At 32.1% G+C, this 21,664-nt stretch carries 20 protein-coding genes and 1 pseudogene; all 21 read left to right on the top strand.

From position 1 onward, the window contains the following. Positions 1–1,110, top strand: coding sequence for a pyruvate dehydrogenase (acetyl-transferring) E1 component subunit alpha (gene pdhA, locus SAPIS_RS04825; protein WP_023790213.1), 1,110 nt, complete (start codon positions 1–3; stop codon positions 1,108–1,110). Beyond that, positions 1,110–2,099 carry an alpha-ketoacid dehydrogenase subunit beta gene (locus SAPIS_RS04820; RefSeq protein ID WP_023790211.1) on the top strand — a complete coding sequence of 330 codons (990 nt, stop codon included), beginning with the start codon at positions 1,110–1,112 and terminating at the stop codon, positions 2,097–2,099. The genes pdhA and SAPIS_RS04820 overlap by 1 nt, the downstream gene beginning before the upstream one ends. 77 nt (positions 2,100–2,176) lie before the next feature. Further along, positions 2,177–3,121 carry a dihydrolipoamide acetyltransferase family protein gene (locus SAPIS_RS04815; RefSeq protein WP_023790209.1) on the top strand — a complete coding sequence of 315 codons (945 nt, stop codon included), beginning with the start codon at positions 2,177–2,179 and terminating at the stop codon, positions 3,119–3,121. A gap of 1 nt (position 3,122) precedes the next feature. Next, positions 3,123–5,027 carry a dihydrolipoyl dehydrogenase gene (lpdA, locus tag SAPIS_RS04810; protein ID WP_023790207.1) on the top strand — a complete coding sequence of 635 codons (1,905 nt, stop codon included), beginning with the start codon at positions 3,123–3,125 and terminating at the stop codon, positions 5,025–5,027. A gap of 102 nt (positions 5,028–5,129) precedes the next feature. Continuing rightward, complete coding sequence (alaS, locus tag SAPIS_RS04805; protein WP_023790205.1) at positions 5,130–7,817, top strand: alanine--tRNA ligase; 2,688 nt, start codon at positions 5,130–5,132, stop codon at positions 7,815–7,817. Between the two features lie 89 nt (positions 7,818–7,906). Further along, entirely contained in the window at positions 7,907–10,411 is a 2,505-nt protein-coding gene (locus SAPIS_RS04800; protein ID WP_041612631.1) for an endo-beta-N-acetylglucosaminidase, read from the top strand. A gap of 13 nt (positions 10,412–10,424) precedes the next feature. Further along, a complete protein-coding gene (locus SAPIS_RS04795) occupies positions 10,425–11,117 on the top strand; it encodes an ABC transporter ATP-binding protein (protein WP_023790201.1) in 693 nt (230 codons plus the stop codon). Then, the gene (locus tag SAPIS_RS04790; protein WP_023790199.1) at positions 11,117–12,016 is read left to right on the top strand and encodes an ABC transporter permease; all 900 of its coding nucleotides are present in this window, start codon (positions 11,117–11,119) and stop codon (positions 12,014–12,016) included. The genes SAPIS_RS04795 and SAPIS_RS04790 overlap by 1 nt, the downstream gene beginning before the upstream one ends. Before the next feature lie 397 nt (positions 12,017–12,413). Next, complete coding sequence (gene nrdF, locus SAPIS_RS04785; protein ID WP_023790197.1) at positions 12,414–13,442, top strand: class 1b ribonucleoside-diphosphate reductase subunit beta; 1,029 nt, start codon at positions 12,414–12,416, stop codon at positions 13,440–13,442. A gap of 16 nt (positions 13,443–13,458) precedes the next feature. After that, a complete protein-coding gene (gene nrdI / locus SAPIS_RS04780) occupies positions 13,459–13,917 on the top strand; it encodes a class Ib ribonucleoside-diphosphate reductase assembly flavoprotein NrdI (protein WP_023790195.1) in 459 nt (152 codons plus the stop codon). A gap of 7 nt (positions 13,918–13,924) precedes the next feature. Beyond that, on the top strand, positions 13,925–16,084 hold the full coding sequence (nrdE, locus tag SAPIS_RS04775) for a class 1b ribonucleoside-diphosphate reductase subunit alpha (protein ID WP_023790193.1): 2,160 nt from the start codon (positions 13,925–13,927) through the stop codon (positions 16,082–16,084). Between the two features lie 317 nt (positions 16,085–16,401). Next, positions 16,402–16,710 (top strand): 30S ribosomal protein S10, encoded by a 309-nt coding sequence (gene rpsJ, locus SAPIS_RS04770; protein ID WP_023790191.1) that lies wholly within the window; start codon positions 16,402–16,404, stop codon positions 16,708–16,710. A 51-nt stretch (positions 16,711–16,761) separates the two neighbouring features. Further along, positions 16,762–17,475 (top strand): 50S ribosomal protein L3, encoded by a 714-nt coding sequence (rplC, locus tag SAPIS_RS04765; protein ID WP_023790189.1) that lies wholly within the window; start codon positions 16,762–16,764, stop codon positions 17,473–17,475. Positions 17,476–17,490: 15 nt separating this feature from the next. Next, positions 17,491–18,117: a 50S ribosomal protein L4 gene (rplD, locus tag SAPIS_RS04760; protein WP_023790187.1), complete on the top strand. Its 627-nt coding sequence runs from the start codon at positions 17,491–17,493 to the stop codon at positions 18,115–18,117. Beyond that, positions 18,117–18,401 carry a 50S ribosomal protein L23 gene (rplW, locus tag SAPIS_RS04755; protein ID WP_023790185.1) on the top strand — a complete coding sequence of 95 codons (285 nt, stop codon included), beginning with the start codon at positions 18,117–18,119 and terminating at the stop codon, positions 18,399–18,401. Before rplD ends, rplW begins: the two co-directional genes overlap by 1 nt. 45 nt (positions 18,402–18,446) lie before the next feature. After that, a complete protein-coding gene (gene rplB / locus SAPIS_RS04750) occupies positions 18,447–19,286 on the top strand; it encodes a 50S ribosomal protein L2 (RefSeq protein WP_023790183.1) in 840 nt (279 codons plus the stop codon). 15 nt (positions 19,287–19,301) lie between these two features. Then, on the top strand, positions 19,302–19,571 hold the full coding sequence (gene rpsS, locus SAPIS_RS04745) for a 30S ribosomal protein S19 (RefSeq protein ID WP_023790181.1): 270 nt from the start codon (positions 19,302–19,304) through the stop codon (positions 19,569–19,571). 25 nt (positions 19,572–19,596) lie between these two features. Then, complete coding sequence (gene rplV, locus SAPIS_RS04740) at positions 19,597–19,932, top strand: 50S ribosomal protein L22 (protein WP_023790179.1); 336 nt, start codon at positions 19,597–19,599, stop codon at positions 19,930–19,932. Positions 19,933–19,947: 15 nt separating this feature from the next. Continuing rightward, positions 19,948–20,655: a 30S ribosomal protein S3 gene (gene rpsC, locus SAPIS_RS04735; RefSeq protein ID WP_023790177.1), complete on the top strand. Its 708-nt coding sequence runs from the start codon at positions 19,948–19,950 to the stop codon at positions 20,653–20,655. A gap of 2 nt (positions 20,656–20,657) precedes the next feature. Then, positions 20,658–21,071 carry a 50S ribosomal protein L16 gene (gene rplP, locus SAPIS_RS04730; RefSeq protein WP_023790175.1) on the top strand — a complete coding sequence of 138 codons (414 nt, stop codon included), beginning with the start codon at positions 20,658–20,660 and terminating at the stop codon, positions 21,069–21,071. Next, a pseudogene (gene rpmC, locus SAPIS_RS05610) lies at positions 21,071–21,457 on the top strand (50S ribosomal protein L29); the annotation flags it as partial. The gene rplP and the pseudogene rpmC, both read left to right, overlap by 1 nt. Between the last annotated feature and the right edge of the window lie 207 nt (positions 21,458–21,664).

Below are 21,664 nucleotides of genomic sequence, written 5' to 3'. Positions count from 1 at the left end.
ATGAAATACTTAGGGAAATTTGACCCAATAAAAAATGAAAGAGTAGAAATTATGGATGCCGCAGGTAAAATCGTTAATAAAGATTTGTTACCTGAAATTAGTGATGAAGAACTTGTGGAAGTTTATAAATTAATGAACTTGTCTAGAAGACAAGATGATTTTCAAAATAAAGCACAGAGACAAGGAAGATTATTATCATTTCTTTCTTCAACTGGTCAAGAAGCAAGTGAATTTGGCTATACTTGACCTTTAATAAAAGGTAAGGATTGATTGGCACCAGGTTATAGAAATAATGCAGCATGATTGAAAATGGGTGTACCCATGAGAAATATAATGCTTTACTGAATGGGAAATGAGTATGGAGCTAAATCTCCTGAGGGAGTTAATTGTTTACCACCAAATATAATTATTGGTTCTCAATTCTCACAAGCTGCAGGAATAGCATTTGCGGAGAAATATAAAAAAACAGGAGGAGTTGTAGTTACTACCACTGGAGATGGTGGAATGAGTGAAGGTGAAACATACGAGGCTATGAACTTTGCTAAATTGCACGAATTACCAGTAATATTTATTTGTGAGAATAATAAATGAGCTATTTCTACTCCTTATGCAAAATCAACAAAAGCAATCAACATTGCGGTTAAAGGTATTGCTACTGGAATACCGTCTATAAAAGTGGATGGTAATGACTTTTTAGCTGTTTATGGTGTTGTAAAAGAAGCTGTTGAGTATGTTCGTGAAGGTAAAGGACCAGTTTTTATCGAATGCGATACTTATAGACTTGGTGCTCACTCTTCTTCTGACAATCCAGATATATATAGACCAAAAGATGAGTTTGAGGCTGCCCAAAAAAGATGTCCTCTAGTTAGAATGAAAGCCTACTTAATTAGTAAAAAAGTTTGAGATGATACAAAAGAAGAGGCTCTTAATCAAGAACAAGATGAATTTATCAGATCTGAGTTTGACTGAGCCGAGGCTAACAAAGAGTACAATTTAGAGGATGTATTTGATTTTGTATATAAAGAAAAAACACCAGACTTAGTGAAACAATATAATGAAGCTAAAAGTTTCTTTGAAAAATTTCCTAAACCTAAAGGAGGACACCACTAATGAAAGTATTAAATAATGTAAAAGCGGTCTCAGATGCTTTGGAAACTGCTATGAATAAATGACCAGAAGTCGTTGTTTATGGAGAAGATGTTGGATTTGAAGGTGGAGTCTTTAGATCAACTGAAGGATTGCAAAAAAAATTCGGTGAAGATAGATGTTTTGATGCTCCTATAAGTGAATGTATGTTTGTTGGAGTCGCTATTGGAATGGCATTGAATGGTTTGAAACCAGTCGTTGAGCTTCAATTTGAAGGTCTTGGATGAATGTCTTTACAGAACATATTTGGTCATCTTGGTAGAATGAGAAACAGAACTAGAGGTAAATATCCAGCACCAGTTGTTATCAGAATGCCGATGGGGGGAGGAATTAGAGCGCTTGAGTTACACTCAGAAGCTATGGAAGCTGTTTATGCTCATGTTCCTGGAATTAAAGTTGTTTGTCCATCAACCCCATATGACACAAAAGGTTTGATATTAGCAGCTATCGAATCACCAGATCCTGTTATAGTTTTTGAACCAACTAAATTATATAGAGCATTTAAACAAGAGGTGCCAGAAGATTATTACACTGTACCTATTGGCGAAGCCTTCAAGATTCAAGAAGGAAATGATTTAACAGTTGTCACATATGGTGCCCAAACTGTTGATTGTCAAAAAGCTATTGCAGAACTGGAAGCTAAAAATCCAGATGTTACTATCGAATTGATAGACTTAAGAAGTATTCAACCTTGAGATAAAGAAATGGTTATAGAGTCTGTGAAAAAAACAGGAAGATTGGTAGTTGTTCATGAGGCAATACGTTCTTTCTCAGTATCATCAGAAATTATTGCAACTGTGGCAGAAGAATGTTTTGAATATTTAAAAGCACCACTTATGCGTTGTACAGGGTACGATATAATAATACCTTTTGATTCTGGTGAAGGATATCACCAACCAGTACCAAATAAAATCATTTTAAAAATGGAAGAAGCTTTAAACTTCCAATTCTAGAAATTGTATATTCCATACGGGTATTAAGAAAAAAGGAGAAAATAAATGAAATCTAATAAACATTTATTAAAAATCATATGTCAATAATCAAAGCTTCACCATTAGCTATAAAGATGGCTGCCGCAAAAGGAATTGACATAAATAATGTAATTGGTACGGGTCCAAACGGAAGAATACTAGCATCAGATATTGAAAATTTTGTAGTAAAACCTTTAGTTGAACAAACACAATCAGTTAATGTTGGTGAAGCCCCAACTAAAAAATCTAATATCGATTATTCAAGTCCTACAATAGATGTGCCTGAATTCAATGATCCATTATCTTTTGAATCAAAACCGTGAAATCCAATCAGAAAAGCAACTGTTAAGGCAATGGAAACAGCCCACGCTCAGGTAGCTGGTTTTACAGGTCTTAGAAATGTAGATGTAACTGATTTAGTGGTTTTGAGAAAACAAATTAAAGACTACGCTGATTCTTTGAATATTAAATTAACTTATTTAGCTTTTGTTATAAAAGCTACAGCAATGGCTTTGAAAGAAATGCCTAATTTAAATGTCAGAATTGATCAAGAACAAAAAGCAATCAAATATGCTAGTCAAATAAATATTGGTATGGCTTGCGACACCCCTGATGGTTTAATGGTCCCTGTTATAAAGGGCGCAGATAAACTGAGTGTTTTGCAGATTGCTGTTAAAATAAATGATTTAGCTGTTAAAGCTAGAACTAAAAAACTAAGTAGTAAAGAAATGTCAGGTGCAACATTTACAATTACGAATTTCGGAGCGGTTGGTTTAGATTATGCAACACCAATAGTTAATTTCCCTGAGTCTGCCATTTTAGGGATTGGTACAATAACAAAAGCACCCGGTGTCTTAAACAATCAAATTGCAATTAGAGACTTTATGCCCTTATCAATAACCGCTGACCACAGAGTTATTGATGGAGCCGATGCAGGAAGGTTTTTATCTAAAATAGCAAGTTATTTAGAAAATCCTGCACTTATATTAATAAAAGGAGAATAGTATGTTTAAAGTTAAATTTGCAGACATCGGTGAAGGTCTAACCGAAGGGCTTGTTACCGAAGTAATAGTAAAAGTTGGTGATAGTGTTAAAATGGGTGATCCATTGTTCAATGTAGAAACTGATAAAGTTACATCAGATATTTTTGCACCAGTTGATGGAATAATCTCTAAAATACTTATTGAACCAAATCAAGAAATAAAAGTTGGTGACATTGTAGTAGAAATAGATGATGGTAAGGATTCTCCTGAGGCAGCTGCACCAAAAGTTGACGCCTCAAATGCAGAACCAGTAGAAGAAAATGCCTCTGTAGTTGGAGCGACTCCAGTTTCAAACGAGTTAATTCCTCCTAGAAATGCAACAGCTAGAAGAGTCCCACCACGACCAGATAATGTCCCTCAAAAAGTGATGAGAGTATTAAAAGAATTTAGTCCGTTAGGTGTAGTTCATGGAAACAATGAAACTCCACCTAATGCTCCCAAATTTTCACCAAAAGATCCCACAAAGCATTATGATGTGATCATAGTAGGTGCTGGTGTTGGTGGATATGTTTGTGCTATTAAGTGTTCTCAACTTGGATTAAAAACTCTTGTAATTGAGAAAAATAAATATGGTGGTGTTTGTTTGAATATAGGTTGTATTCCTACAAAAAGTTTATTAAAATCCGCCGATCTTTACGAACAAATCACAAGACATGCTTCTAACTATGGTATAAAAGTTGATTTAAAAGGCGTTAAAGCTGATTGAAAAGCAATTCAAGATCGTAAAAATGGAATAGTTGATAAACTCACAACTGGTGTTAAAGGCTTATTACGTAAAAATAAGGTAGATACAGTTGAGGGAGAAGCAATAGCAATAGACAAAAATAACATCAAAGTAGGGGAAGTAGTTTACACAACCGACAATTTAATTATTGCAACAGGTAGTGTTCCTAATACGTTAAATATTCCAGGAGCAAAAGAAGCTGCTGAAAAAAACTGATTGATAGATTCAACTGGAGCACTTGCATTATCCGAAATTCCTAAAGAACTTATCGTGATCGGTGGAGGTGTTATCGGTATTGAATTTGCCTGCGTTTATAAAAGATTAGGATCAAAAGTCACAATCTTACAATTTTTACCTAAGATTCTTGAAATGCTTGATGACGATGTTTCAAAAGAAATGACAAAGATTCTTTTAGAGCGTGGAAATTTAGAAATAATTACTGGAGCAAATACCAAGGAGTTTAAAGATGGTTCAGTTGTTTATGAAAAAGATGGAAAATTACACACAATTAAAGCTGATTATTGTTTGCAATCAGTTGGTAGAAAAGTAGTAACTAGTGGATTTGATAATTTAGGTATAGAGAAAAACGATAAAGGGCATATAAATATCAATGAGTATTGTGAGACAAATATTGATGGTGTATATGCGATTGGTGATGTTACTGGAAAAATTATGTTAGCACACGTAGCTTCACATGAAGGGCTAATTGCAGCTAATAGAATAGCTCGTAAACTTGGAAACGATAAAGCTGAAGATATTATCATGAACTTTGATAGAGTACCTAGTTGTATATATACCCACCCAGAAGTTGCTTCGGTTGGATTTACTGAGGAACAAGTTAAGTCTAAAAATATCAAGTACCAGGCTTATAAATTTCCATTCGCAGCAATAGGTAAAGCACTTGCTGATGGTAATACCGATGGTTTTGTGAAGATTATTTGCGAACCAGAACACAAGCAAGTTCTTGGTGCACATATAATTTGTAACACTGCAACGGATATGATTTCTGAAATCACAACATTAATGGAATGTGAAGGAACCATAACTGAACTCTCAAGAGCAATACATCCTCACCCAACTTTGAGCGAGGCGATCGGAGAGGCAGCAGAAGCTTTGGAGTTCGGAAAACCTATAAACTTTTAAAAAGCGTATCGCTTTTTTTTTTTTTTTTTGTTGGGCAAATTATATACAGGAAATATAACACCTCTATGCTAAAATTACTTTGTTAATATAAGGAGAAAAACTATGAGAAGTTTAAAAGCAAATGAAATAAGAAATATATGAATTGATTTTTTCAAAAGCAAGGGACATCATTTTCTTGAGCCAGTTAGTCTAGTGCCGGTTGATGACCCTAGTTTATTATGAATTAATTCAGGAGTAGCAACATTAAAACCATATTTTGATGGTAGAATGAATCCACCATCTCCAAGACTTACAAATTCACAGAAGTCAATACGTACTAATGATATTGAAAATGTGGGAGTAACAGCTAGACACCAAACAATGTTTGAAATGCTAGGAAATTTTTCTATTGGAGATTATTTCAAAAAAGATGCAATACTCATGGCGTGAGAACTCCTTACATCAAAAAAAGGCTTTGCAATAGAGCCTAATTTACTATATATTACAGTATTCGAAGAAGACGAAGAAGCCTATGATATTTGAATAAACGAAGTTGGTATAAAAAAAGATCACATTTTTAAAGGAACAAGAGACACAAACTTTTGAGACGTAGGCCAAGGTCCTTGCGGACCAAATACAGAAATTTTCTTTGATCGAGGGCCTATTTGAGATCCTCAAAACTTAGGTACTAAACTTTTAAAAGATGATTTAGAGAATGACCGCTATATAGAAATCTGAAACATTGTATTTTCACAATATAACAATGATGGAAATAATAATTATACAGAGCTTCCAAGAAAAAATATAGATACCGGTGCAGGTTTAGAAAGAATGGCATCAATATTTCAAGATACTCCAACTAACTTCGAAACTGACTTATTCTTTCCTATAATAAAAAAAATAGAAGAAATATGTGAAAATACCTATAAGTACTCAATAGAAAATTACTTTAAAGAAGATAAAAGACAAACAAAAATAAATACTTCATTTAAGGTGATTGCTGATCATATACGAGCTTCTGTATTTGCAATCGGTGATGGTGTATTTCCAGGTAATAAAGACCGTGGTTACATAATAAGAAGGTTAATACGTAGAAGTGCTGTATACGGACAAAAAATCGGTATAAAAAAAACTTTTCTATACAAATTGGTAGAAACCGTTATTGATATAATGAAAGATTTTTATCCATACCTTGTGGAAAAAAAAGAACTAATTATAGATGTTATAAAAAATGAAGAAAATAGATTCGCAAGAACGTTAGCTAAGGGATATGAAAGTTTAGAAGAAATAATCTTAACTGAAAAACGAGTATCAGGAAAAAAAGCTTTGCTACTATTTGAATCATTCGGATTTCCTATTGAACTAACAAAAGAAATTGCAAATGAAATGGGAGTTGTAATTGATATTGAAGAGTTTAATGAATTACTTGAAGAGGCAAAAACACTTGCTAGACATTCAAGAAGAGAAGACAAAGCTTGAAATAAACAATCAGCAATTCTTACTAGTTTAGAAATAAATAGTGAATTTGTAGGTTATGAAGTTGATGAAGTTGATACAACAATTAACTTCATGTTTGAAAATGATGAACCTTTGAATAAAGTTGAAAATCAAATTGTTTTTTTAACTTTAAGCAAGACTCCTTTTTACGCAGAAAAAGGAGGACAATCTTCTGATAGAGGTTACATTATTGATGAACGAGGAAATAAACATATCGTAATAGATGTTCAATTGGGTCCTAATAAGCAACACATCCATAAGGTTGACGTCAACGGTTCATTATCACTTAATGATAAAATAAAAGCCGTAATTGATAAAGAAAAACGATACTATACAATGAAAAATCACTCAGGAACTCATCTTTTACAAGCTGGTATAAGAGAAGTGCTTGGAGAAGAAGCGTTACAATGCGGAAGCTATAATGATGAAAATGGATTGAGAATTGATATATCATTTAACAGACTACCTACACAAGAAGAATTAACAAAAATTCATGAGTCAGTTACTAGAGAAATCAATAATCAAATACCTAGGGAAATAATTTATTGTTCTTTAGAAGAAGCGATAGAAAAACACAAGGCACTAGCCTTGTTTACAGAAAAATATGATAGCGAAGTAAGAGTTATTAAGTTTGGAAACTATTCTTGCGAACTTTGTGGAGGAACACACGTAGAAAATTCAAAAGATGTCGAAGACTTATTAATTAGAGATGTAGAATCTAAGGGAAGTGGTGTGTATCGTTACAATGCACTAACTAGTCACAAAAAGGTAAACGAGTTCATACAAGAAGAATTCCGTAAACAGAAAGAAGAAATTCGCCCTTTAGTTCAAAAGTTTGAAAGTTATAAATTAGTTTTAGCTGATGATAATATTTTAGGAGATATTCAAACAATACTTGCTCTAAAAGAAAAAAGAGAAAATTTACAATTATTAAAAGACAAAGTTAATAAACTAAAAAATGCCTTCAAGTTATATCAAATTAAAGTGGAAGAATTAATTATCGACAAGAAAATAAGTTCTTATAAAGAATTTAAACCCGAAAACAAAAATAACATTAATTTTTTAGCTCTTGAGGTAAGCGAATTAGATATGAAAGAAATGAAAACTCTTTCGGATTATTTACAAAATAAGCACGAAAGACTTGTTTTAGAAATTATCAATAAAAAAGACAATCTTTTTATATCAAGTTGTGATAACTCAATCACAAATGAATATAGTGCAATTGAAATATTAAAAAATAAAAAAGAGTTTAATGTAAAGGGTGGAGGAAATAAAACCTTTGCTCAAGGTAAAATAATAGTTTTTAATAACTAAAATTATTTTAAAATTAAATATTTATTTACCTAAAAAAGTGTTGTAAAAACACTTTTTTATTTATAATAAGTATTAAGGGGAATAAAATGATGAAAAAATTATTAAGTGGACTGCTTTCTGCAGTATTACTGACTTCATCTTCATTGGGAGCAATTTCTTGCTCTTCAAAAGCCGCTAAGGCGAACTTGATGGGGACAGACTTATCAAAAATTGAAGATTATTCATGGAGTAAGGAAGAACCTTACTTTGAAGGATATGATTCTTACAAGTATGATTTACCAAGTAATAGTGTCGAAGATCTTGGTAAACTAGACATTAAAAACAAAAATAGTTACTTAGATTTCAGTAACTTCTCAACTGCTCACAAGATAAAAAGTGAAGTAGAAAAACAAGCAACAACAGGTGTTCCGTTGAACTCTAAGTTTTTGCCTAACGGAAATTTCAAATCAGATTTAGGGTTAGTTTCTAGAAAAGATGTATTTACAAGCATAAATAGTATCAAAGATTGGTCTCCAACGAATGATAATGATGCAAAATACAATAAGTCTAGAATAAAATTACAAAAGACTACAAAAGTTGCTGGTAAATGAGTAAATACTCAAGATGAAAAGATCAAAGAAATGAATATGGCAACTATAATTGAATCCACTTCAAATGAAAACACAATTATTGGTAAAAAAAGAACTTATGAAAGAGGATTTAATAACTATCAATATAATGATATTTTAGTATCTTGAGCAGGGGCTGCATCTGAAGGAATTATTATCCCTCCAGCAGCTAATCAAGTGGAAAAAGCACATTTAAACGGAACTAAAATATTAGGTAACATATTTTTAGATGGTTATCACGGCCTTACAAAATCGATGCTAAAAGACTTTTTAGAAAAAGATGGCAACGGTAATTATATAATTGTGGATAAACTAATTGAAATGGCAGCTAGCTATGGATTTGATGGTTGGTTTTGAAACAATGAACCAAACGGGGCAACTAATAATTTGGTCTTAGATTACAGAATAGTTATTGAGATACTTGAACAATATAGAGAAAAAGTTAAAAAGAGCACAGATGAGAACGTTAAAAACTTATTAATGTTTACATATAAAAACAACGGTACATTAGAAATGAATGAAAAAAAGGCATGTTTTGATATCGAAGCATGTGAATTACGTGAAAATAGTGACTACTTTTTAACTGACTTTTATGTATACCCAAGAAACTCTAAAAAGTACCTAGTGGAAAAAGGGCTTGCTTCTTCGGATGAACGTTTCAATATATTCAATATGTATAATCCAGGTGGTTGAGTAGGCGGTGACATCTTTTATAATCAAAAAAGAATCGGTACTAGAGATGTTAGAGAATTAGCTTATATGCAAAAAAACAACAAGGATTCACAGAATCCAGAATGAGATACTGAAAAGGCATGAAATTCAATCTCTATGTTCGCTTCTAACGTTCCATACGACCTAGCCAGCAGAGAAATGGATTCTCACAAAAATATAAGCAAGATTGATAATGATACTTACGGTCTTGTTGCAGCAAATTCATATGATGATATGCTTTACACAGGAAAAAATAAAAAGTTATCAGAAAATGACAAAGGTTCAGTTTCCTGAAATCCAAATGACGATGAGAGTTTAAAAGATAAAAGTTATGGTGTAGGGAATATAGTTCAAGAGAAGACAGTTCTAAATGACGAAAATCCTTACTTCTTTACTAACTTTTCAACAGGACAAGGACGCAAGTTTGTTTCACAACATAATGGTTCTAGAAAAACAATTGAAAATTATCCTTGAAGTAACACAAATTTAGCGGATGTACAACCAACATATAAATGGATGATTACTAAAAACTCACAATCAGGCTATAGTCCTTCAAAAGAAGATAATGTTGGAAATATTAGTGGGTATTATGATTACTATGACCCTTATATGAAAGGGAATTCGATCACTCTTGGTTCTGGTTACGACAGTAAAGGGGAAATATCTAACGCTACTTTTGAAGAAGGTCAATCATACACTTGAAATATTATGGGTGCAAATTATACAACTGGTGAAAAAGAAATCTCACTTGTTTATAAAGCAGATAAAGATTCAGCAGAGAGTTTTGATATAGCAGTTACATCAACTAGCGGTAATGAATTAGTTAAAGAAAATAAATCTGATAAAGATTTAGGAGACGGTTGACGTCAAATTACTAGAAAAGTAACTGGTAAAATAAGCAAAATCGGGCTTTCTTTTACAGCAAAGAAAAAAGATTTCAAAGTAAGTGTAGGAGAATTATCTGTACAGCAAAGTGAAATAAAAAAAGAAAGTCCAGCAAATACTAAATTAAGCTCTGAATATATTGTTGAGAGAAATAATGATTTGTACAATATAAGACTAAACTTTGAAAATTTATTTAATCCTGATGACTTGTATTCATTTTACGAAGTGTACATAAAAAATGAAAAGAATGAATTGATTAGAGTCGGAGAAAGTAATAAAGATAATTATTACATAAAAAACATCTCAAACAGCACTAAAGAATTGTTTATAAAAGTTACTAATAATGCTGTGTTAAAAGATAAAGAAACTTGAAAAAAAATTAGTTTATAGTAAAGGAACTATCATGATAGAAATCAAAAATGTATCAAAAAAGTTCGGTAAAACAAACGTACTAAACGACATAAGTATAACAATCAATAAAGGAGAAGTAGTTGGACTTCTTGGTTCAAACGGTTCTGGTAAGACTACTCTAATGGAGATCGTAGTAGGTCAACTAAAACCCACATCTGGAACTGTTGAAATAGACGGCAAAAAAGATGGTTACAAGAAAGTTGGTATACAGTTTCAAGAAGGTATTTGACCCAAAGGTTTAAACTGTAAAACACTTATAAAATATTTTAAATCGGACTGAAGTGCGTTCAAGAGAGAAGAAGTTCAAAAGATTATTAAAATTTTTGAAATAGAAGATTTCATAAATAAGGACTTGAATGAACTATCAGGTGGACAAAAACAAAGATTAAATACTTTGTTAGCAGTCTTAAATAATCCAGATTATATATGTTTGGATGAAATGATCACAGGATTAGACTTAAAAATGCAACTTAAATTAGTTGCATATTTTAAAGAGTTGAAAAAACAACAAAAAACGATGCTTATAATTTCGCATATACCAGAAGAAGTTGAAGAATTATGCGATAAACTAATCATTTTGGATAAGGGTTCTGTTTATTATTCAGCAACCATCGACGATGTTAAGAAGAATTACAAAAGCGTAAGGAACTTATTAATAACTTATTATAATGGGGGACTAAAATAATGGTTGAAAAAAAAGATTTTAAAGCTGACTTTCTAAGAGTTAACAAAAAGTTTTTAAATAACTTTTTGATATTATCAACATCAGTATTAAAAAACTTTAGAACCTATGTTTATGTATTTTTTGTACCCATGATATTTGTTGTTTGTTACACCCTGTATGCACACAGAACTTCTGACGAACCGATCAAACCTCATAATTTATTCTTGTTTATGATGATACCTACATACTCTATTGTATTTTTAGTAAACATAACAATATCTGAGTGAAAAAACTCAGTGTTTTTAAAAAGAATACATAGTGCTGGAGTATCTAGATTCGAATTTTTACTAACTATATGAACCTTTACATTTTTATTAGGTTTACTATCATTTTTAGCAGGAGTTATTATTATAAGTATTTTAGGGGCAACTCTTGTTGGTTCGAAAGACGGAAATGCAAGTATTGCTCTAACTTTTCAACTACTTGGATATGATGGGTGGTCGATGATATTATTTTCTGTATCGATGAATATAATTATATGTATTGCTTTAGGAACTATCATTAGTGGTTTAATTAAGTCTGTTGCCATTTCCCAAAGTGTAACAATTGTTTTAACATTATTTTGCATTGTATTTTCTGATAATTTTTTACCACCTTCACTATTAGCACTCAATAAATGGATTGTGTACTTTAGTTACTTAATACCTGAAAAACACCCGGTGTGATTTGGTATGATTGGAACATCAACTTTGTTCTCTTCTGAACCAGCAAAGGAAGTGTTGACAAATATTGAGAGGGTTAGAGCTCAAGGGGCGGTGAGCTTCGGTTTTAACTTATGAATATGTTGCGTAACTTCAATAATTTATCCGAGTCTTCTACTCCTTGGGGGATACTTTTCATTTAGATGAAATAGTAAATAGAAATACTGATTGGAAAAAAATCAGTATTTTTTTTCCAAAAAATAAGCAAAAAATTTGCGTTTTTAGCATTTATGGTTAGAAAATTTATCAAATTTTTTCTGTTTTTTAAATTGAGGAATATTGAATAATGTAGTATTATCAATCTACAACTAAATATTAGAAGTGCTTGGGTTTTGAATCTTATTCCTATTACCAATAGGAAAATTAACATTTATTTTTATAATGATAGTATATTGTTTTTTAAAAACAATATTTAAACATAACTCAAACTTTAACTTCTATAAACCTTACATTTAAGGAAATTTTATAAAATCGTCTTTAGTTGTTCAAATTAGTAAGCGAATTTAGCATTTAATAACGATAAGTATAATAGTATTCGTTTACAGGAAAGGAATATATGGCAAAAAGTAATAATAAAAATAACTACTATGAAAGATCACTTTCTCCATTAGAATATGCAATGAATGGTTTCAGGGGTAAAATGAGATCTGTTAATTGAAATACAATAAACGATGAAAAAGACCTTGAAGTTTGAACTAGAATCACACAAAACTTTTGATTACCCGAAAAAATACCAGTTTCTAACGACTTAGTATCTTGAAAAACACTTAACCCAGAATGACAACAACTAATAACAAGAACCTTTACTGGATTAACACTTTTAGATACTATTCAAGCAACTGTTGGTGACACAGCACAATTACCTCACTCATTAACAGATCATGAACAAGTTATATATACCAACTTCGCATTTATGGTTGCAGTTCATGCAAGATCATATGGAACTATCTTTTCTACTCTTTGTTCTAGTGAACAAATTGAAGAAGCACATGAATGAGTAATTGAAAATGAAGCATTACAAAAAAGAGCTAAAATCTTAATTCCATATTATATGGGTGACGATCCTTTAAAATCAAAAGTTGCAGCCGCAATGATGCCTGGTTTCTTATTGTACGGGGGATTTTATTTACCATTTTATCTTTCTTCAAGAGGTAAATTACCAAATACATCAGACATAATTAGGTTGATATTAAGAGATAAAGTTATTCATAACTACTACAGTGGTTACAAATTTCAAAAAAAAGTTGCAAAACTAGATGCTGATAAACAATTAGAAATCAAAGAGTTTGTTTTTGATTTATTGAAAAAAGTTATAGAACTAGAGAAAAAATACTTACAAGAATTATATGAAGGATTTGGTTTGGCAGAAGATGCTATACGATTTAGTTTATATAATGCTGGTAAATTCTTACAAAATTTAGGTTATGACTCTATTTTCACAGAAGAAGAGACAAGAATACAACCAGAAATTTTTGCTCAATTATCAGCCAGAGCAGATGAAAACCACGACTTTTTCTCAGGTAACGGTTCTTCATATATCATGGGTATTACTGAGGAAACAGAAGACGAAGATTGAGAATTTTAGGTAAGGGGTAATAAAGGTGCATGATGATGTTATAAGAGTCTCTGACAAAGAAGTTGTTAGACCAAAAGGAGAAATACATTTAGTATATTTTTCATCAATATCAAATAACACCCACAGGTTCATAAACAAATTCGATTATAAAAATACACGAATACCGTGTGAATTAACTGAAGAAATCTTAGTGAATGAAGATTATGTTTTAGTTGTTCCGACATATGGCGGTGGCGGTGATGATACCAAAGGCGCTGTACCCAAACAAGTAATCAAGTTTTTAAATAACCCAAATAACAGAAAATACTGTAGAGGGGTTATTGCTTCAGGGAATACAAACTTTGGAGATACATTTGCTATAGCTGGACCTATATTATCAAAAAAACTTAAAGTACCACTACTGTATCAGTTTGAACTTCTTGGTACGGAATATGACGTAGAAACAATTGGCAAAATCCTAAGAGATTTTTGAATGGAAGGATAGAAATATAATGAATACTAAAGAAATCAACACGTTATCTGGAACTTCAGAATCAGATGACTATATAGCTTTAAATGCCAAGTCAAAATTATTTGACAAAGGTAATGATAATTTTAAATTGGATCTTGAAGCAGCTAGGTCTTATATGAAAAATCATATAATTCCAAATATGATGAAATTTAACAATACAAAAGAACGATTCGAATATCTAATAGAAAATAAATATTATGATGAAGAAATTACCAATAAGTACACAATTGAAGAAATAGATAGCTTGTTAAAGGAAGCTTATAGTTATAAACACGAGTTCCCTAGTTTTATGGGAATCATGAAATTTTTTAATGCTTATGGTCTAAAAAGTTTTGATGGAAAAACTTATTTAGAAAACTATGAAGATAGAGTAGTTATGAATAGTTTATTCTTTGGGGCAGGTAGTTTTGAAAAAGCAAAATCTATTTTAAAACAGATGATGCTAGGTCGTTTCCAACCTGCAACTCCTACATTTTTAAATGCGGGTAAAAAACAAAGAGGAGAATATATTTCTTGTTACTTATTAAGAACAGAAGATAATATGGAGTCTATTTGTAGAACTATCACAAGCTCACTTCAACTTTCTAAGCGTGGTGGTGGTGTTGCTCTATGTTTAACAAATATTCGTGAGTTCGGTGCTCCTATAAAAAATATTAAAAACCAAGCAACTGGTGTAATCCCTATTATGAAAATATTGGAAGACTCTTTTTCTTATGCAAACCAATTAGGTCAAAGACAGGGAGCGGGAGCTGTTTATTTAAATGTTCACCATCCAGATATAATGTCGTTTTTAGATACAAAACGTGAAAATGCGGACGAAAAAATCCGTATTAAATCATTATCATTGGGTGTTGTTGTTCCAGATATTACATTTGAGTTAGCAAGAGAAAATAAAGAAATGGCTTTATTTAGTCCATATGATGTTGAAAGGGTTTATAAAAAACCAATGAGTGATATTTCTATAACTGAAGAGTATCATAATATGGTGGAAAACCCAGAAATAACAAAAACATACATCAATGCAAGAAAATTATTTCAAACAATCGCAGAATTGCATTTTGAAAGTGGTTACCCTTACTTATTGTTTGATGACACAGTAAATAACCGTAATGCACACCCTGGTAGAATTGTTATGAGTAACTTATGTAGTGAAATTGTTCAAGTAAGTACTAAAAGTGAATATAATACAGACTTGAGTTTTAAAGAAATTGGTGAAGACATTTGTTGTAATTTAGGAAGTTTAAACATTGATAAGGTTATGGAGAGTGGAGAAGAATTCTCAGAAGTAATTTTCCAATCAATATATGCTTTAGATCAAGTATCACGTAATAGTGATCTTTCTAGCTCACCATCTATCGAAAACGGTAATAAAAATAATCATGCTGTTGGTTTAGGGGCTATGAACTTACATGGTTTTCTAGCTGTAAATCATATTTACTATAATTCACCAGAAGCTGTTGATTTTACAAATATGTTTTTCTATACAGTGGCATTTCATGCATTTAAGGCTTCTAACAAATTAGCAGAAACTTTTGGCACTTTTGCAGGTTTCAAAAAATCTAAGTTTGCAGACGGTTCTTATTTTGAGAAGTACACAACTTGTGAAGAAACAAAATGAAAACCCGGAACCGATAAAGTTAAAGAACTATTTAACAAGTACAATATAACAATTCCAACTAAACAAGATTGAATCGATTTAGTTGAAAAAATAAAAATATCAGGAATGGCAAATTCACATTTAATGGCTGTTGCTCCAACTGGATCAATAAGTTATTTATCTTCATGTACTCCAAGTTTGCAACCAGTTGTTGCACCAATTGAAGTGAGAAAAGAAGGAAAACTAGGACGTTTGTATGTACCAGCATACAAAATAAACTTCGAAAATATGCAATACTATGCATTAGGGGCTTACGAATTAGGACCAGACCCAATAATTGACATTGTTGCTGCAGCTCAACAACATATCGATCAAGCTATTTCTCTAACTTTATTTATGACAGACACTGCAACAACTCGTGATTTGAATAAAGCCTATATTAAAGCTTTCAAACAAGGTTGTGCTTCAATATATTATGTACGTGTTCGTCAAGAAGTTCTTGAAGACAGTGAGAACTACGAATGTGATTCTTGTGTAATCTAAAGATATATTAAAACTACTCTTCTCTTGAAGAGAGTTTTTTTGTTTAAAACCCATCAAGTATATAACTTTTATATACTTGATTTAACATCTCTTGAACTACTGTTTCAAAATATCGCGAGTTGAATTTAGCATTTTCATAGGTTCATTTCATTATGTGCATAATTATTATCAATTAGATATAACATCAAAATATATTTCACTTTATTGATATTTCACTTGACTCCAAAAATGTTGTATGGCATAATCAAAAAGCATGTATATTTTGTGTTCATATAGACAACACACACATACCCGTTGTCAAGGTTAAGGAGGATAAAATGGCTCAACAAAAAATTAAAATTAAATTGAAGGGTTACGACCACGCGATTGTTGATCAATCTATTGCCAAAATTATTGAAGCAGCAGAATCAACAGGAGCGAAGGTACGTGGACCAATTCCATTACCAACAGAAAAACAAATCATAACCATACTGAGAGCTACTCATAAATATAAAGATAGTAGAGAACAGTTTGAAATGAGAACACATAAAAGAATACTTGAAATCGTTGAACCAACACCTAAAACTATGGACTCATTAACTAGAGTTCAATTACCTTCAGGTGTTAATATCGAAATCAAATTATAAAAATTAACAAGATATACATGATTATCATAAAAACTCAGGAGGAAATATCACATGAAAGGAATCTTAGGACGTAAGTTAGAAATGACTCAGGTTTTTAGTGAACACGGTAAATTAATACCTGTAACTGTAATCTCAGTTGAAACAAACAAGGTTTTACAAGTTAAAACAGTGGAAAAAGATGGTTACAACGCGATTAAACTTGGAACAATCAATAAAAGAGCTAACTTAATCAATAAACCAGATATGGGTAACTTTAAAAAAGCTAACTCAGAACCTAAGCGCTTCGTTAAAGAAATCAGAGATATGAACGGATACGAAATTGGAGCTGAAATAAATATAGCTGACGTATTCAATGCTGGTGAATTTGTCGACGTAACAGGGATATCAAAAGGAAAAGGTTTTGCAGGAGCAATTAAGCGTCATAACTATGCAAGAGGACCAATGGGTCACGGGTCAGGTTATCACCGCGGGATTGGTTCAATGGGAGCCATTATCAACAGAATTTTCAAATCAAAAAAAATGGCAGGTCATATGGGTCATGAACAAGTGACAATACAAAACCTTGAAGTTATAAAAGTTGATGTTGAAAGAAATTTAGTTTTAGTTAGAGGATCAGTTCCAGGTCCAAAAAAAGGTTTTTTAGTAATTAAACAAAATGCTAAAGGAATTAAAACAAAAGAAGCTGCTTCACTATTAGTAAGAAAAGAATCAAATGCATCTGCAACCTCACCAACTAATGAGGATTCAGCAGTAGCAGCTGAATAATTGGAGGAAATTAACATGAAAGCAAAAGTTTTAGATGTTAACGGTGGATCTGTTAAAGAAATAGACTTGAACGATAAAGTTTGAGGATTAGAACCACACCAACAAGCAATATACGATACAGTGATTTCACAACAAGCAGCAATGAGACAAGGAACAAGAAAAACAAAAACTAGAGCCGAAGTAAGAGGTGGTGGAAGAAAACCTTGAAGACAAAAAGGTACAGGACGTGCCCGTCAAGGTTCTATTAGAGCACCTCAATGAAGAGGTGGTGGAGTAGCATTTGGTCCAACACCAAACATCAACTATAAAAAAGCAGTAAATAAAAAAGTTAGAAAATTAGCAATAAGAAGTGCTTTAAGTATTAAAGCAAAAGAATCAAACTTAGTTATTTTAGACAAATTCATTTTTTCAAAACCTTCAACAAAAGATATGTTGAAAGTTATGGAAAATGTTAAGATTGATAATCAAAAGGTATTAATAGTAACAAAAGAACATGAAGAATTAGTTGTAAAATCTTCTGGAAATATTCCAAATGTAAAAACACTAAATTTTCAAAAAATGAACATCTTCGACTTATTAAACGCTAATAAATTAGTGGTTACTGAAGAAGCTGTTAATCGTATTGAGGAGGTGTATGCATAATGCATTTAACAGAAGTTATTAAAAAACCGCTGTTGACTGAAAAGACTTATTTAGGTCAACAAGATGGTGCATACACATTTGTTGTGGATAAAAGAGCAAACAAAACTCAAATTAAAAAAACATTCGAAGAAATATTTCAAGTTAAAGTGAAGGCTGTAAGAACCATGAACTATGACGGAAAAGATAAAAGAATGGGGAAATTTGTTGGTAAAACAGTTTCTTACAAAAAAGCCATCATAGTTTTAAAAGATGGAGAGAAGTTAGATATTCTATCAGACTTGTAGTAATACAACTTTGAAATAGGATAAGGCGATACAAGGAGGATAATTATGCCAATCAAGAAATACAAGCCTACGACTAACGGTCGTAGAAATATGACCAGCTTAGATTATAGTATCCTTACAACTTCAAAGCCTGAGCAATCATTATTAGGAAAAATTAATGAAAAGGCTGGAAGAAATAATCACGGTCAAATAACCACTCGCCACAAAGGTGGGGGTCACAAAAGAAAGTATCGTATAATTGATTTTAAACGTAATAAACTAGATATAACTGGTAAGATTGCTTCAATCGAATACGACCCAAATAGAAATGCATTTATTTGTTTGATCAACTATGTTGATGGAGAAAAAAGATACATTCTGTTTGCAAAAGGAATGAAAGTAGGTCAAGAAATTATTTCATCTGCTAATGCCGATATAAAAATTGGTAACGCAGCACCTCTTAAAAACATTCCAGAAGGAACACTTGTTCATAATGTTGAATTAAGACCTGGTAAAGGTGGACAAATAGCACGTAGTGCAGGTAGTTCAGTACAAATACTTGGAAAAGACGACGATGAAAAGTATGTTACTTTACGATTAGGTTCTGGAGAAGTAAGAAAAGTTTTAGCCGAATGTTATGCAACAATCGGTGAAGTTGGTAATGAAGAATACAGCTTAGTTAATTGAGGAAAAGCAGGAAGAAACCGTTGAAGAGGAATCAGACCTACAGTTCGTGGGTCTGTAATGAACCCAATTGATCACCCACATGGTGGTGGTGAAGGTCGTGCACCTATTGGACGTAAAGCTCCATTAACTCCATGAGGTAAAAAAGCTCTTGGAGTTAAAACACGAGATAAGAAAAAAGCTTCTTCAAAACTAATTGTTAGAAGAAGAAATGCAAAATAGGAGGAATTATAGATTATGTCTAGATCATTAAAAAAAGGTCCATTCGCTGATGACTACTTACTTAAAAAAGTAGAAGCAATGGATGGTAAAAAAGAGTTAATTAAAACTTGGTCTCGTAGATCAACAATATTCCCAAGTTTTGTAGGGCACACATTTGGGGTATACAACGGTAAAGAATTTATTTCTGTTTATGTTACAGAAGATATGGTCGGTCACAAACTAGGAGAATTCTCACCAACGCGTAAGTTTGGTGGACACGGTGATGACAAGAAAAAGAAAAAATAATCATTAAAGGAGTTTTTGAATAAATATGGAAGCAAAAGCAAAGTTAACAATGATTAGAACAGCACCGAGAAAAGTTAGACTAGTTATCGACTCAATTAGAAGTAAAAAAATAGCAGAAGCAATAGCAATTCTTCAAAACCAAGATAAAAGATCTTCAGGACCAGTATTAAAATTATTAAACTCAGCTGTAGCAAATGCCGTTAATAATAATGGTATGGAAGCTGATCAATTATTTGTAAAAACAGCCTTCGTTAATGAAGGACCAACATTAAAACGTTTTAGACCAAGAGCTCATGGTAGAGCATATGAAATCTTGAAAAGAACAAGTCACATTACAATTATTGTGAGTGACGAAAGATAGGAAAGGAAATAGAGTATGGGACAAAAAGTATCTCCTAACGTACTACGTATAGGTATTATTAGAAGTTGAGACAATAGATGATATGCTGAAAAAGGTGAATATGTTAAATGATTACACCAGGATATCAAAATTAGAAAAGCAGTTGCAAAGTTACTTAAAAACGCAGCTGTTTCGAAAATTGAAATCGAAAGAACAAAAAAAGAAATCATCTTAATTATTCGTTCTGCTCGTCCGGCTATCGTTCTTGGTCAAGAAGGAAAAAACGTTGAGAATATTGTATTAACAGTTAAAAAAACAATTAAGGAAAGAAACGCAGCTATCAAAGTAAATGTTGTGGAAATTAAAAATCCAGATGTAGACTCTAGATTAGTTGCTCAGTTCATTGGTGAACAAATTACAAATCGTGCATCATTTAGAACTGTACAAAAGTTAGCAATCAGAAAAGCTTTAAAAGCAGGAGCAAAGGGTATCAAAACTTCAGTATCAGGAAGACTTGGTGGAGTTGAAATGGCTCGTACAGAAGGTTACCTTGAGGGATCTGTTCCTCTATCTACATTAAGAAGTGATATTGATTATGCCTTATATGAAGCAAGAACTACATACGGACAAATCGGAGTTAAAGTTTGAATTAACCATGGAGAAATTATTGGAAAACAAAACCAAAACCAAAGCAAAGTTATTGCAGACAAGAAATTAGATAAGTCACCAAGGGAGGCTAAATAATTATGTTAATGCCAAAAAGAGTTAAATACCGTCGTCCTCACAGAGTGAGTTATGAAGGTAAAGCAAAAGGTGGAAAGTTTATTGAGTTTGGAGAGTACGGTCTAATGTCATTAGATGGAGCGTGAATTACTTCAAGACAAATTGAATCTGCTCGTATTGCTATGACTCGTTATATGAAACGTTTTGGAAAAGTTTGAATTAGAATATTCCCTCATATGGCGAAAACTAAAAAACCATTAGAGGTACGTATGGGTTCAGGTAAAGGATCTCCTGAAGAATGAGTAGCAGTTGTTAAAAACGGTCAGTTTATGTTTGAAGTAGCTGGAGTATCAGAAGAAGTGGCTCGTGAAGCATTGCGTCTAGCAATGCACAAACTGCCTGTACGTTGCAAAATTGTTAAGAGAGGTGATGAATAATGTCTAAAACAGTTGACATTGTGTTAGAACTAAGAACTAAAATAGTAGATGAATTAATAGCTTTACGTGAAGATAACCGTGCCGAGTTATTTGCGTTAAGATATCAAGCGGCTATTGGTAGTTTAGAGCAAACACATAAAATCAAGGATCTAAGAAAAAATATTGCGCGTATTAATACAATACTTCAAGAAAGAAAAGCTGCCGGTGAAGACACTAACAAGGTTGTAAAAATTGATTACAACAAAGCCGTTGAAGCAGCTGAAAAAGCAGGAAAAGAAGTACGTAAAAAACAAAAAGAAATGATTGAAAAACTACAAGCAGAACAAAGTGGTGTTCAATCAAATGAGGTTTCTGACGAGGCAATCGCAACCGCTATGGAAGCAGCTTTAAATGTAGATGAGATAGTTGAGGTTTCTGACGAAAAGCCTAACGAGGAATCTAAACCTAAAAAAACAGCAACAACTAAAGCAAAAGCTACTGAAAAAACAAAAACAACTACTACTAAGTCGGTTGAAGAAACTAAACCTAAAAAAACAACCACTGCTAAACCTAAGGTTGAAGAGGTTAAACCAATTGCAAAAGGGAAAACTACT

It is taken from the genome of Spiroplasma apis B31 (assembly GCF_000500935.1).
Taxonomy (GTDB): domain Bacteria; phylum Bacillota_I; class Bacilli_A; order Mycoplasmatales; family Mycoplasmataceae; genus Spiroplasma_A; species Spiroplasma_A apis.
Note: the sequence above shows the minus strand (reverse complement) of the source record. Positions and strands in the feature narration are given on the sequence as shown.